Below are 13,007 nucleotides of genomic sequence, written 5' to 3' on the forward strand. Positions count from 1 at the left end.
GCGTTTCACGGGAGAGCGCGTGAATTGTATTCACTGGCAGAGCTGACTGAAAGTTCTATCACCAACGCCCTGGGCACTATCCTGAATGAATTTTCGCTTGTCGACCGGTCTCTTCACCTAGAGAAAGTGCTTATTTGGGTCAGAGATGCCGCGGCCCACTTGAGCGTAACGGAGGCCGTTTCATGTGCTGATATCAAGCGCTGGCAAACTGCAGAGCAACAAGCCATGTTGATAGAGTTCATAACTTGCCGTCTCATCGTTACCCACAAATTACTATGCTCCCGTTTGGGCCATCCACAACTTCCTCCCCAATGATCGGTGCTGTCGGTCGTCTTATGGGCAGGATTTCGGGGCAGCGTGCGATTATTGAATTTTCTCCAAAGCTTGTTTCGCTTGAGCGCCTTTGCGCTGGAGTGGTGATTCGTTTGAACGATGGAGAAGTGTTAACTAGATGCTCGCTTGACAAGCGAAAGATGGAGCATGCTTTCGGGAATGCTGGGATGGCACTGTATGAAATAGCGTTGGCACTCTGCTCATCGTTGGCACAGCATTGGACGTCTACCGGATCCGTCGATGAGTGGGTTCCACCGTTTGAAGGAGCCAACCTTGCGCGCGTGTCACCTTTCAGTGCAAAAAATGCAGAGTCTGCACTAGGACAAGGAATTGAACTTCATAGCAGCCTAGGGACTTTGCTCGCCAGTTACGAAATTACCGAGTCCGTGCGTTCTCAGGGCATTGTGGAGAAAGTCAAGACAGTGGTTCGGCGTGACGTTAATACGAAGCATCTTGAAAAACGCTTCAACCGGACCATTCCGCTTGGTGATCAAACCCTACCGCTCAAAGTCGATTTCTTGGGGCAAAACTTCGCATGCTATTTCGTTCAACTGCCGACGAGCGCCCGATCTAGCGAGCAAAACACGGAGCGTGCATGTGGAAAACTTCTTGAGCTTCAAGTGCTACGTCGCATGATGAAAAAACCTAAAAAAGCACTTGGATTGCTAGACGAAGAACGACCAAATATTTTTGAATTGCTGATGGTCGGCGCTAAAAATGACCCTGTACAAAGAGCAGCCAGTTATAAGATCGAAGCGATGGCTGACAAGGGTGAAGTAAGAGTACTGATGCTTTCGTCTCCAGTGGATGCGGCGGAACACGTATCTAATAAAGAGCGACTAGCGGCTTGAGCCCAAATCGACGACAGCCAGCATCTTCCAAAAATAAAACGTCCTGAATTACGACGATGCATCTTGCTGCAGTACTGTTGCCTGACTAAATATCGTTTGCTATTGAAAAAATAGCTGCTGGCGCAGGTCCTACCTGCGCTAGAGCCCGATTTCCCTTGGATTTCTACGGCTTGCCCATTGCCCCGCTAGCCCCCACCATCGGTACCAGCGGGCTAGGCACCACATGCCCCGCCGCAAACGCAGCCGCCGTCATCGGCTGCAGCGCCGGTGAGCTTTTTCGCAGTGTGACCACCTGGCTGGCCGTGGCCGGGCCGCCGTGGTTGCCCCAACTGGTCTGGAAGGAGCTGGCGACTTGGACAATCTCGTCATCGCTCAGCAGGCGAGTTTACGGTTCCATCGTCAGCGCCGACAGCGCGGTCAAAGTGCTGGGCGCGGCGCTGCCGCAGATCACGTCGGGACTGCACCGCGCCAGTAGCGACCCCCAGCCAACTCACTCTCCAAACTCAGCCCCTGGTCTGCTCCCGCACATAGCGCCCTGGCGGCAGGCCTACATGGCGGGTAAACGCAACGTTGAAGGTGCTGGCAGACCGGTAACCGACCCGCTGCGCGACATCGGTAATGTCCGAGCCCTGGTGCCGCAGCAGGCTCTTGGCGATGGCCATGCGCCAGGCCAGCAGGTATTCCATCGGGGCGACACCGACCGCGCGGCTGAACCTTGCAAAGAAGGTCGAGCGAGACAATGCGGCTTCCTTGGCCAGTTGGGCGACCGTCCAGGAACGGTCTGGGCTGTCGTGCATCTGCCGGATCGCTGCTGCCAGCCGTGCGTCGGACAGCCCGCGCAGCAGACCGGCAGAGCTTGCCGTTGCCGCCGTGGAGCGCAGCGCTTCGATGAACAGCACTTCGAGCAGCCGCGCCAGGATGACCTCGCGGGCGGGCCGCGTTGCACGCGACTCATCCGTCACCAGCTGCACCAGGGTTGCCAGCCGGCGCTCGCCGCGTACATGGACGAGTTCGGGCAGCAAGGCCGTCAGCGTGGCGGCATCTGGCGAGCCGAAGCTGCAATAGCCGACCAGCAGGCGAACGTCGGGCGGGCCGTCTTGCAGGCCATGCCGTGTTTCACCGTCTCGCACGCTGGTGGCCAGGGGGTCATTCCCAGCTGCCACGGCGGGATCCAGGCCGGACATGGTGAAACCGTAGGCGGATGGAATCAGCACAAAGTCTTCGGCCAACAGTGTGGTCGCTTCCCGGCCATCGACTTCCAGGCGGCATGTGCCTTCCAGGATGGCGCAATAGAAGGGCCGACCGGCCTCAGAACGGCGGACCGTCCAGGCACCCGCGCCGCTGACGGTCTTGGAGAACTGGGCTGCGGGCTGGAGCAGCGTGACGACTTGGGTAAGAGGGTCTTGCATGATTGGACTATTAAACAATAGAAGTGGACTATCTGCGGTAGTAAGTCCGGCCTGTACGCCGTATCTTCTCTACATCGCAACCACTTACACAAGGATTCACCATGCAAACCGTTTTGATCACCGGATGTTCTTCGGGCTTTGGCCTTGAGACTGCCAAGTACTTTCTGGAGCGCGATTGGCGCGTTATTGCCACGATGCGCACACCGCGCGAAGACATTCTTCCCCGCTCCGACCGCCTGCAGGTGATCGCGCTCGATGTGACCGATGCGCAGAGCATTCGCCAAGCCATCCAGGCCGCAGGGCCTATCGACGTGCTGGTCAACAACGCAGGTATCGGCCTGCTGGGTGTTGTGGAAACCAGCGACATGGCGCTCAACCGCGAAATCTTTGAGGCCAACACTTTTGGCACTTTCATGGTGACCCAGGCGGTGTTGGCGCAATTCAGGCAGCGCCGCTCGGGTGTCATCGTCAACGTGTCGTCTAGCGTCACGCTAAAGCCGCTGCCTCTGCTGTCCGTCTACTCCGCCAGCAAGGCAGCGGTTAACGCTTTCACCGAGTCGCTGGCGTTGGAACTGGCACCGTTCAATGTTCGGGTGCACCTGGTGCTGCCTGGCCGCTCGCCAGAAACCCCGTTCAGCAAGAACGCCCAGCCGCGCATGCAGGGCGGCTTTGCGCAGCCGTATGCCGACTTTGCGCAAAGCGTTTTCAGCGCGATGGGCCAGTCGTCGTCAGCCGTTACCCATGCATCGGATGTGGCCGAGGCGGTATGGCGCGCGGCGACCGACCCGGCATGCCCGCTACGTTTGCCTGCAGGCGCCGACGCCGTGGCTCTGGCCGAAGCGCGCTGAAGCAAATATGGTTCTGCTATTGAGCGCTCAATTGGCGTTCGGGATGCCCGCCATCAGATTGTGTTTTTCAAATACCTTGCGGGCCATCGCCACCAGCTGGTTCTCGGTCGGGTGGTCCACCACTTCGTAGCCGACGATCTGCGGAGCGAAGAGGGGGCGGTGCTTTTCGGCGTAGTGCTTGAAGTCGGCGGTGGCGGTGTGCGAGCCGGTGACCAGGACCTGCTGCACGCCAGCCAGCGCGTCGCAGACCTCGCCGAAGAATTCGTGCTCTGTGCGTACCGCGCTGTTGTGCTGGGCCGTCTGGTGCTTGTGGGCCTGGATGCGCTGCGGCAGCACCTGCTCGGCATCGAATTGCACTACCAGGGCGGATTGGTGGTCGGTCAGGACGACGGCGTGGAATAGAGGCATATCAAAGTTTCCTTTCAAAATTCGAGGCACAGGCCACGCAACGCAGAGATTGGGGCTCTACGCATAGGCGTTCGAAGGGGATGGTCTGCGCGCAGTCCACGCAGATGCCAAAGTTCACGTCTTGCAGGTGTTGTTCGGCCCGGGTGATGGCGGCCAGCTCTTGCACGTCCATGTCGGTCAAGGCCATGTCCACCTCGCGCTCGCCCGCGTTCTGCGGGAAGTCGTCGCTGCCCTGGGCCAGGGCTTCCTGGGCGTGGTCGACGCGGGACAAGCCGTTGTTGTGTTGCGCCAAGTCGCGTTGCAGCGCTAGCCGCCGGGCTTGCAAGGCTTGGCCAATCCTGTGGCGCTGTTCTGTACTGAGGTGGGTGTGCTGCATGGTGTTCTCCTGTGTTTGCATCATGGTCTTGGCGCAAGGGCTGGGCACTGATGCAGATCAATGGACGGTCAGCTAAGGAGGCGGTCTGCAGCACCTCACTATCCAAACTCAGCCCCTGGTCTGCTCACGGGCACAGCGCCCTGACGGCAGGCCGACATGGCGGGTGAAGGCGACGTGGAAGCTGCTGGCAGACCGATAGTCGAGGCGGTATGGCGCGCTGAAGCAAACCTGATTTTGCTATCGGAAAAGTAGCTGCTGCCGCAGGTCGTACCTGCACCAGAGCCCGATTTTCCTTAAATTTCTACGGCTTACCCACCGCCGCACTCGCCCCCGCCTGCGGCACCAGCGGAGTCGGCACCACACGCCCTGCCGCAAACGCCGCCGCCGTCATCGGCTGCAGTGGCGGTGAGCTTTTACGTAGCGTCGCCACCTGGCTGGCCGTGGCCGGTCCGCCGTGGTTGCCCCAGCTGGTCTGGATGAAGCTGACGACTTGGGCGATGTCGTCGTCACTCAGCAGACCCGCGTACGGCGCCATGGTCAGCGCCGACGGTGCTTTCATGGTGCTGGGCACGGCGCTGCCGGACAGCACGATCTTGATGCCTGACGTGGGGTCGCTGGTCTGCAGCACGGCATTGCCTGCGAGGGCCGGGAAGGCTTTGCCGTTGCCCTGGCCGTCGGAGCGGTGGCAACCGGCGCAGCGGTCCAGGTAGACCTGCGCACCCCGGCCATTGACGATACCCGCGTGCAGGTCTTGGCCGACCTTGGGGTCGGGCACATAGGGCGGCGGTACGCTGCTGCCGTCGGGCAGCGACTTCAGAAACAGCGCGATGCTGCCCAGGTCGGTCTCGCTCAGGTACTGGGTGGAATGGGCCACCACATCGTTCATGCCGCCGAAAGACGCGCTGCGCGGGTTGCGCCCGGTCTGCAGGAATTCCACGATGTCTTCCTTGCTCCACTGCGCCAGGCCACCGCCGTGGGTGTTGCGCAGCGAGGGCACGGGCCAGCCGTCGATGGGGGCACCACCGGCCAGGTAGGTGGTGTTGTTGTCGGCGGTCAGCGCTTTCTCTTGAAACGCCACGCCGCGCGCCGTGTGGCAGGCACCGCAATGGCCCAGGCCCTGCACCAGGTAGGCACCGCGCAGCAGCGTGGGCTGGGCATCGGCGGGCACTGTGGCGGGCGTGGGTGTGGGCGCGAAAGCCATGCGCCACAGCGCCAGCGGGAAGCGCATGGACAGCGGCCAGGGGATGTCGGCCTTTTTGTTCGGCGTGGGGTCGGGCTGCACGCCTTGCGTGAAGTAGGCGTACAGGGCGTGCAGATCGTCATCGCCCAGGCGCGAGAAAGACGGGTAGGGCATGGCCGGGTAGACGGTGTAGCCCGCCTTGGTCACGCCGGTGCGCATGAGCTTGGCGAAGTCGTCATAGCTCCAGTCGCCGATGCCATGGGTTTTGTCGGGCGTGATGTTGGTCGAATAGACAGCACCGATGGGCGTGGACATCGCCAGGCCACCGGCAAACGGCTTGCCCTGGGGAGCGGTGTGGCAGGCCACGCAGTCGCCCGCGCGGGCGAGGTAGGCACCTTTGGCGACTAACTCTGCATTGACAGGTGCTGTGCCCTCGGCCAGCGCGTTGCCAGCGATGCAGGCCAAAGCCAGCGCGGCGGTGTGGAGCAGGATGGGGCGGGCCATCATGCGTCCACCAGCGGGCGGGGGTCTTTCAGGTACTGCTCGCGGATCGCCTTGGCGGCCCAGTAGGTCAGTGCGGTGGCCAGGCCGGTCGGGTTGTAGCCAATGCCGACCGGGAACACGCCGGAGCCGACGGCAAACACGTTCGGTACGTCCCAGCTTTGCAGATAGCGGTTCAGCACGCTGGTGCTGCGGTCGGTGCCCATGGCCACGCCACCGGCCCAGTGGGTGGTTTGGTAGGCGCGCAGGTCCAGGTGGTCGCCGATGTTTTTCTGGCTGACCTTGATGGACTGCGGGTTCATGGCCTTGGCGACCTTCAGCATCTCGCCGGTGACGTAGCGGCTCATCTTGATGTCGTTGTCTTTCCAGTCGAAGGTGAAGCGCATCAGCGCCTGGCCGTAGTGGTCGGTGTAGGTCGGGTCCAGATCGACATAGCAGTCGCGGTAGACCATGTTGGCACCGTGCACGTCGAAGGACACGGTGTTGAGGTAGTTGTCTTTGACGGCTTTCTTCCAGCCTGCGCCCCAGTTGGGCGTGTCGCTGGGCACCGGAATGCCGCCTATCGGTTTCACACCCGCCGGGTTGCACCAGGCCGGCGCGCCGCCCACAAAGCCCAGCGGGCCGTGGTCGAAGTGGTCAGAGTTGTAGTCGTCTACCGCCACGCCGGTGCCGCCCGCGCCGATGAAAGGGTTGGTGTTGGTGCCGGGGGGGAAGAACATTTGCACCGTGGACATCATCTGGTAGGCGATGTTGCGGCCCACCACGCCCGTGCCGCTCACCGGGTCGTAGGGCTTGCCGATGCCCGACAGCAAAAAAAGCCGGGCGTTGTTGTACGCAAAAGTGCTGGCAATCACCAGGTCGGCCGGTTGCTCAAATTGCTTGCCCGCGCTGTCTACGTAGGTGACGCCGGTGGCGCGCTTGCCGCTGGTATCCAGGTTGATGCGCAGCACGTTGGCATCGGCACGCAGCTCGAAGTTCGCCACCAGCCGCAGCGCCGGCATGATGTTCACATTCGGCGAGGCCTTGGAGTAGTTGTAGCAGGCAAAGCCCGAGCAAAAGCCGCAAAAATTGCACGGCCCCATCTGGCAGCCGTAGGGGTTGGTGTACGGGCCCGAGGCGTTGGACGACGCGCCGATGAACGGGTGCAGGCCGACTTCTTTGGCCGCTTTCATGAACAGGCTGGCGGTGTAGGGTACTTTTTGCGGTGGCAGCGGAAAGTGGTCGGAGCGGTCCGCCTCAAACACATTGCCTTCGCCCACCACCTGGCCCTTCACCTTGTAGGCGCGGCCCGAGGTGCCAAAGACTTTTTCGACAAAATCGAAATGCGGCTCCAGCTCGGCATACGTCACGCCAAAGTCCTGGATCGTCATGCCCTCGGGGATGAAGCCCTTGCCGTAGCGCTGGGTGTAATGGGTTTTGATTTGCAGCTCTTCGGGGGTGACGCGCCAGTGCTGGCCGGACCAATGCAGGCCCGCTCCGCCCACGCCTTCGCCCGGCTTGAAGGCCCCAATCTGCCGGTACGGCACCGCTACATCGGCCACACCGTGGCGGAAGGTGAACGAGCTTTTGGCCATGTCCTGGAACAGCTTGCCGCGCTGCACAAAAGTCAGCTCGTCCAAGGTGGTGGGGTAGATGCCGTCGGGGTAGGTGTCGCGGTAGGGGCCACGCTCCAGCGCTACGACTTTCAGGCCCGCCTCGGTGAGCTCTTTGGCCATGATGGCGCCGGTCCAGCCAAAGCCGACGATGACCACATCGACGGCGGGTTTTTTTACTGCATCGCTCATGTCGGGCCTTTAAGAACTGGATACCGGTGGCAGCGGGTACTTGGTGGCGTACTGGTCTACCCAGTCGATGTAGTCGCCGCGGGCACCTGGGAAGCCGATCATTTTCCAGGCCGCCATGTTCTTGTTGCCGCCGTGCTTGGGGTCGCAAAAGTAGCCTTCGCGGGTGTTGGTCAGCAGCTGCGAAAAGAAGACTTTGGTCGGCACCCCGCTCAGTGCCAGCGTGCCGGCTTCCAGCGCGGTCAGCACTGCGTCTTGGTCGGCTGCGGCCAGTTCGGGGAAGGGCTTGCCGTGTTGCTGCTGCACCGCCTGCGCCAGCGCTGCCAGCCCTTGGCGGTACAGATCGCGCGGGCTTTGCGCCAGCTGGTAGCCAAATTCTTCGGCGGCGGTGGGTACAAACGGGGCCTGCATGAACCACAGCGCGCCATAGCCGTAGGGCTGGCCCATTTGCCGGTCGATGAACTCGGGCACGCCCGCTTCGACCGCGCCTGGGCCTTCACCGTCTGCAGGAATCAGCCGTGCCACCAGGGCCGATAGCAAGGTCCATTCGGTCGCATTGAAATAGCCGGGGCTGTAGCGGGTGGCACTGCTGTCGGCCGCGCCCGAGGCCGTCAAACCGAATGCGCTGCCCAGGGCCACGATGGCCGGGCCGGTCTTGGCTGCGCCGCGCAAAAAACTGCGCCGCGAGGGCGAAATGCCTATCGTCTTCATACCTTCTCCTGGTGCGGTGGGGCGGGGGAACCCATGTCTTATTGGGTCAATGTAGATTTGGCGCAGAAGGCCGGTCTGTGCGCTAGCGCACATACGCGCGCAGCTTTACTTGCTATTTATAAAATAGCTGCCAGTGCAGGTACTGCCTGCGCTGGTGGCCTTTTTCTCTTATATTGTTGACCCGCTGCACTAATTCGCCTGCGGTGCGATACTTGCCGTCCCAAAACGAAAGAGACACACGCAATGCAATACCGCCCGCTTGGCCGTACCGGCTGGAACATATCAACCGTGAGCTTCGGCGCCTGGGCCATTGGTGGCACCTGGGGCGAGGTCAGCGATGCCGAATCCATGGGCGCACTGCACCGCGCGCTGGACCTGGGCGTGAACTTCTTTGACAGCGCCGACGTGTATGGCGATGGCCGCAGCGAACGCCTGTTGGCCCAGCTGAAACGCGAACGCAGCGAACCCTTCTACATAGCGACCAAGGCCGGCCGCCGCCTCAGCCCGCACGTGGCAGGCGGCTACAACCGCGAAAACCTCACCGCGTTTGTAGAACGCAGCCTGACCAACCTGAACACCGACGCGCTGGACCTGCTGCAACTGCACTGCCCACCCACCGACGTGTACTACATGCCCGAAGTGTTTGGCGTGCTGGACGACCTGCAAAAAGCCGGCAAGCTGCGCCACTACGGTGTGAGCGTAGAGAAGGTGGAAGAGGCGCTGAAAGCCATCGCCTTCCCCGGCGTGCAGACCGTGCAGATCATCTACAACCTGTTTCGCCAGCGCCCGGCCGATTTGCTGTTTGCCGAGACCCAAAAGCGCGGCGTGGGCATTTTGGCGCGGCTGCCGCTGTCCAGCGGTTTGCTCAGCGGCAAGATGACCGCCGACAGCCACTTTGAAGCCGACGACCACCGCCTGTTCAACCGCGACGGCGCGGCCTTTGACAAGGGCGAAACCTTCTCGGGCCTGGACTACGCCGTAGGCCTGCAAGCGGTGGAAGCCATGCGCCCCCTGGTGCCCGAAGGCATGAGCATGGCGCAAATGGCGCTGCGCTGGATCCAGATGCACCCGGCGGTTACCTGCAGCATCCCCGGCGGCAAGCGCGCCACGCAGGTGGCCGACAACGTGGCTGCCGCCGACTTGCCCGCCTTGAGCGACAGCACCATGCAGGCCCTGGCCGCGGTGTACGAGCGCTTCGCCAAGCCCCTGGTGCACCAGCGCTGGTAAGGGACAAGCATGGCAACCGAACACATCGGCTTCATCGGCCTGGGCCTGATGGGCCACGGCATGGCCAAGAACATCGTGGACAAAGGCTATCCGTTAACGGTCTACGCCCGCAGCGACTCCGACGCGGTAGCCGACCTGCTGCAGCGCGGTGCCACCCGGGCCGACTCGCCGCAGGCGCTGGCTGCGCAGGCCACGGTGGTGTTTTTGTGTGTGACCGGCTCCAAGGACGTGGAGGCGCTGATCCGCGGGCCCAACGGCCTGGCCAGCAGCTTGCGCCCCGGTTCGGTGCTGGTGGATTGCTCCACCGCCGACCCGACCTCCACCGTGGCGCTGGCGGCCGAGCTGGCGCCGCTGGGCATCACGCTGGTCGACGCGCCGCTGAGCCGCACGCCCAAGGAAGCCTGGGCGGGCACGCTGGACACCATGGTCGGCGCCGACCAGGCTAGCTTTGACCGTATCCAGCCGATCCTGGCCACCTGGGCTGGCAAGGTGGTGCACATCGGCGGCCCGGGCGACGGGCACCGCATGAAGCTGGTGAACAACTTCGTCTCGCTGGGTTACGCCGCGCTGTACGCGGAAGCCATGGCCGTGGCGCAGGCGGTGGGCATCACGCCGCAGCGGGTGGATGCGGTGCTGCGCGGTGGCCGCATGGACTGCGGCTTCTACCAGACCTTTATGGGCTACACGCTGGACGGCAACAAAGAGGCGCACAAGTTCACGCTGCAAAACGCCTTCAAGGACCTGCGCTATCTGGAGTCCATGGCCGATGCCGCGGGCGTGGCCAATCCGCTGGGCAATGCGGTGAAAAATTCGTTTGCACTGGCGGTGGGTGGCGGCGCTGGGCAGTCGTATGTGCCCATGCTGCCGGAGATCATCGGCAAGCTCAGCGGCGTGGATCTGGCGCCAAAAGCTGCCGTGCCTGCTGCGGATAAGCCCTAGCGTAATTGCTATTGAATAAATAGCTGCCAGCGCAGGTGCTGCCTGCGCTGGCGGCCTATTTTTTATAAATTCTGTACTTCAAGGCTGACATCCGCCGCCTTCTGCAGGTCATCCAGCCAAGCGGCAAACGCAGCGTCAAAGCCATGGCTGTCCATGCGCAGCAGCGCAGCCGGGTGCAGCGTGACCAGCACGCGCAGGCCGTCGTCCCGCTGCAGCCACTGGCCACGTTCGCTGGCCACGGCCACCGGCCGGCCTACCAGGGCGCGGGCGGCGGTGCTGCCCAGCGCCACGGCCACCGCGGGCCGCACCAAAGCAATCTCGTGTTCCAGCCAGTCCAGGCAGGCGGCGGCCTCTTGCTGCGCGGCGGTCTTGTGGATGCGCCGTTTGCCGCGCGGTTCGAACTTGAAGTGTTTCACCGCATTCGTCAGGTACAGCGCCGCGCGCGGCAGGCCGAGCTGCACCAGCGCCCGGTCCAACAGTTGGCCCGCCGGGCCGACGAAGGGGCGACCATGCAGATCCTCCTGGTCGCCCGGCTGCTCGCCGACCAGCATCAGCGGCGCATGCACCGGGCCTTCACCGTGCACCGCCTGCGTGGCGAACTGGCCGATGGCGCAGGCGCGGCAGCGCTCGGTGGCCTGGCGCAGCGCGGCCAGCGTGCCGGGTGCTTCGACCACCTCTGGGCGCTGGTCGAGACGCAGCGCTATGGACGCGGCGGGTCGGCGGTGCGCCGGTTCGCTGGCGCCTTGCTCGACCATCTGGCCGCTGCGCTGGGCCGCCAGCGCCGCCAGCGGCTGGATCAGCACGGCCTCGGGCAGGTTCTTCCAATAACGGCGCGGCATCTCCTTGTGCATCATTGCCAGCTTGAGTCGCGCCGGGTTGAAGATGTTTTCGTAATAGGTGAGCCAGAGCCGCTCGTTCGCGTCGGCCGGTGGTGCATCGGATTTCTGAGCGCCGGGGCCAAACGCCAGCTGCTGGCCGTTCCAGCGGGCGCTGCGCTCGGGCGTCAAGATGGCCCAGGGCATCTGCGCAAAGCGCCGCGCAAAAAAGGGCGCGGTGGCCTCGACGATGTGGTGCCCGGGCTCGAACCAGGCCACATGGGTGACACCCCAGCCATCGTCGGTAGGCGCGGCTAGCGGCCTAAAGCGCACAAAAGCCGTCATCTTGTGCATGTCGCGCCGCACCACGCGGGCCATTTGCTCGGCTTGCATCCTGTCCGGGTCCAGCGGGTCGTGGCGCAGGCCCGGTTCGCGCAGCAGCCGCCAGGCCAGCCGGTAGAGCAGGCCGAAACGGGCCGGGTCCGCGTGCAGCGCCGTGCGATTGCACAGGGTGACGAAGAACGCTGGCAGTTTCAGCACCGGGCTGGCGGCAGCCTCTGGGTTAGGTGGGTTTTCTTGCGCCGGGCTCTGTGCAAACAAATCGCCCTCGGCCGCGCCGGTCACGTGCCAGCTGATGCGTCCGGGTTCCACGCCCTGTGCCAGCAAGCGCCGCGCCGCCGCCCGGAAGCCCGGCACATCGTCTTCGCTGGCCAGTTGCACGGTGTGCGCGTCAGCCATGGGGCAGCGGCAGATCGAACAGCGAGCGCTGTACCGGTGGTGGCCGCAGCCTAGCCGCCAGGTCGGCGTCGTCCAGCCCGTTGCGCGCCGCGCCGGGCACGCTGATGAAGGGCAGCACGTTCTTCAGCGGTACCTTCAGCCGCGACAGATCGTCCACGCGCAAAGTACGCGTGCGGCGGGCTTCGAGCAGGCGCTTTACCGAGGTGACGCCCAGGCCGGGCACGCGCAACAGCATCTCGCGCGGGGCGCGGTTCAGGTCCACCGGGAAGCGCTCGCGGTGCGCCAGCGCCCAGGCCAGTTTGGGGTCTATGTCCAGCGCCAGCATGCCGTCGCTGGCGCCGACGATTTCATCGTGCGCAAAGCCGTAGAAGCGCATCAGCCAGTCGGCCTGGTACAGCCGGTGCTCCCGCACCAGCGGCGGCGCGGTCAGCGGCAGCCCGCGCGCCGCGTCGGGGATGGGGCTGAAGGCCGAGTAGTACACGCGCCGGAGCTGGTAGGCCCCGTACAGCGTGGCGCTGGTGGTCAGGATGCTGCGGTCGTCCGAGGCATCGGCGCCCACGATCATTTGGGTGCTTTGCCCGGCCGGTGCAAAGCGTGGCGCGCGGGCCCGCTTGGGGGCCACGCGGGGCTGCGAGGTGGCGGGCGGCGGCGTGGCACCGGCCTTGGCGTCGTCGATGTGGATGCGCAGCCGCGCCATGGAGCGGCGGATCGCCTGGCCGTCTTTTTCGGGTGCCAAGACCTGCAGGCCCTCGACGGTGGGCAGCTCGACATTGATGCTGAGCCGGTCGGCATAGCGGCCCGCGCGGGCCAGCAGCTCCTCACTGGCTTCGGGGATGGTTTTGAGGTGGATGTAGCCGCGAAAGTCGTGCTCTTCGCGCAGCACGCGGGCC

Annotated in this window: 13 protein-coding genes; 5 read left to right on the plus strand and 8 right to left on the minus strand. The window is 63.7% G+C overall.

All coding sequences use genetic code 11. The annotated features are described in order from the left end of the window. Both ABI213_RS12295 and ABI213_RS12300 read left to right on the plus strand, forming a co-directional pair. On the plus strand, positions 1 to 315 hold a 315-nt coding region (locus ABI213_RS12295), incomplete at its 5' end, for a hypothetical protein (protein ID WP_348027291.1). Beyond that, entirely contained in the window at positions 312 to 1,184 is an 873-nt protein-coding gene (locus ABI213_RS12300) for a hypothetical protein (protein WP_348027293.1), read from the plus strand. The genes ABI213_RS12295 and ABI213_RS12300, both read left to right, overlap by 4 nt. Positions 1,185 to 1,687: 503 nt before the next feature. Here ABI213_RS12300 and ABI213_RS12305 read toward each other — a convergent pair. Then, positions 1,688 to 2,593: an AraC family transcriptional regulator gene (locus tag ABI213_RS12305; protein ID WP_348027295.1), complete on the minus strand. Its 906-nt coding sequence runs from the start codon at positions 2,591 to 2,593 to the stop codon at positions 1,688 to 1,690. A 101-nt stretch (positions 2,594 to 2,694) separates the two neighbouring features. Between ABI213_RS12305 and ABI213_RS12310 the strand changes: the two genes are divergently transcribed. Continuing rightward, complete coding sequence (locus ABI213_RS12310; RefSeq protein ID WP_348005382.1) at positions 2,695 to 3,441, plus strand: SDR family oxidoreductase; 747 nt, start codon at positions 2,695 to 2,697, stop codon at positions 3,439 to 3,441. A 27-nt stretch (positions 3,442 to 3,468) separates the two neighbouring features. Here ABI213_RS12310 and ABI213_RS12315 read toward each other — a convergent pair whose 3' ends face one another. The 5 genes from ABI213_RS12315 to ABI213_RS12335 all read right to left on the minus strand — a co-directional run bounded on the left by ABI213_RS12315 (position 3,469) and on the right by ABI213_RS12335 (position 8,398). Then, positions 3,469 to 3,849 (minus strand): hypothetical protein, encoded by a 381-nt coding sequence (locus ABI213_RS12315; protein ID WP_348005381.1) that lies wholly within the window; start codon positions 3,847 to 3,849, stop codon positions 3,469 to 3,471. A gap of 1 nt (position 3,850) precedes the next feature. Beyond that, a complete protein-coding gene (locus ABI213_RS12320) occupies positions 3,851 to 4,225 on the minus strand; it encodes a TraR/DksA C4-type zinc finger protein (protein WP_348027297.1) in 375 nt (124 codons plus the stop codon). Between the two features lie 301 nt (positions 4,226 to 4,526). Next, positions 4,527 to 5,909, minus strand: a complete 1,383-nt coding sequence (locus ABI213_RS12325; RefSeq protein ID WP_348027299.1) for a cytochrome c — start codon at positions 5,907 to 5,909, stop codon at positions 4,527 to 4,529. Further along, a complete protein-coding gene (locus tag ABI213_RS12330; protein WP_348027301.1) occupies positions 5,909 to 7,690 on the minus strand; it encodes a GMC family oxidoreductase in 1,782 nt (593 codons plus the stop codon). Before ABI213_RS12330 ends, ABI213_RS12325 begins: the two co-directional genes overlap by 1 nt. A 9-nt stretch (positions 7,691 to 7,699) precedes the next feature. Continuing rightward, positions 7,700 to 8,398 (minus strand): gluconate 2-dehydrogenase subunit 3 family protein, encoded by a 699-nt coding sequence (locus ABI213_RS12335; RefSeq protein WP_348027303.1) that lies wholly within the window; start codon positions 8,396 to 8,398, stop codon positions 7,700 to 7,702. Between the two features lie 243 nt (positions 8,399 to 8,641). Here ABI213_RS12335 and ABI213_RS12340 point away from each other — a divergent pair, with 243 nt between their 5' ends. Both ABI213_RS12340 and ABI213_RS12345 read left to right on the plus strand, forming a co-directional pair. Continuing rightward, entirely contained in the window at positions 8,642 to 9,625 is a 984-nt protein-coding gene (locus tag ABI213_RS12340) for an aldo/keto reductase (protein ID WP_348005376.1), read from the plus strand. Positions 9,626 to 9,634: 9 nt separating this feature from the next. Continuing rightward, a complete protein-coding gene (locus ABI213_RS12345) occupies positions 9,635 to 10,564 on the plus strand; it encodes an NAD(P)-dependent oxidoreductase (protein WP_348005375.1) in 930 nt (309 codons plus the stop codon). A 62-nt stretch (positions 10,565 to 10,626) separates the two neighbouring features. Here the strand turns inward: ABI213_RS12345 and ABI213_RS12350 are convergent, their stop codons facing one another. Further along, entirely contained in the window at positions 10,627 to 12,117 is a 1,491-nt protein-coding gene (locus ABI213_RS12350) for a UdgX family uracil-DNA binding protein (protein ID WP_348005374.1), read from the minus strand. After that, positions 12,110 to 13,007 (minus strand): biotin synthase (locus ABI213_RS12355; protein WP_348027305.1); only part of this gene is annotated, 898 nt, incomplete at its 5' end. The genes ABI213_RS12355 and ABI213_RS12350, both read right to left, overlap by 8 nt.

This window comes from Rhodoferax sp., from assembly GCF_039922535.1.
Classification (GTDB): Bacteria; Pseudomonadota; Gammaproteobacteria; order Burkholderiales; family Burkholderiaceae_C; genus Rhodoferax_B.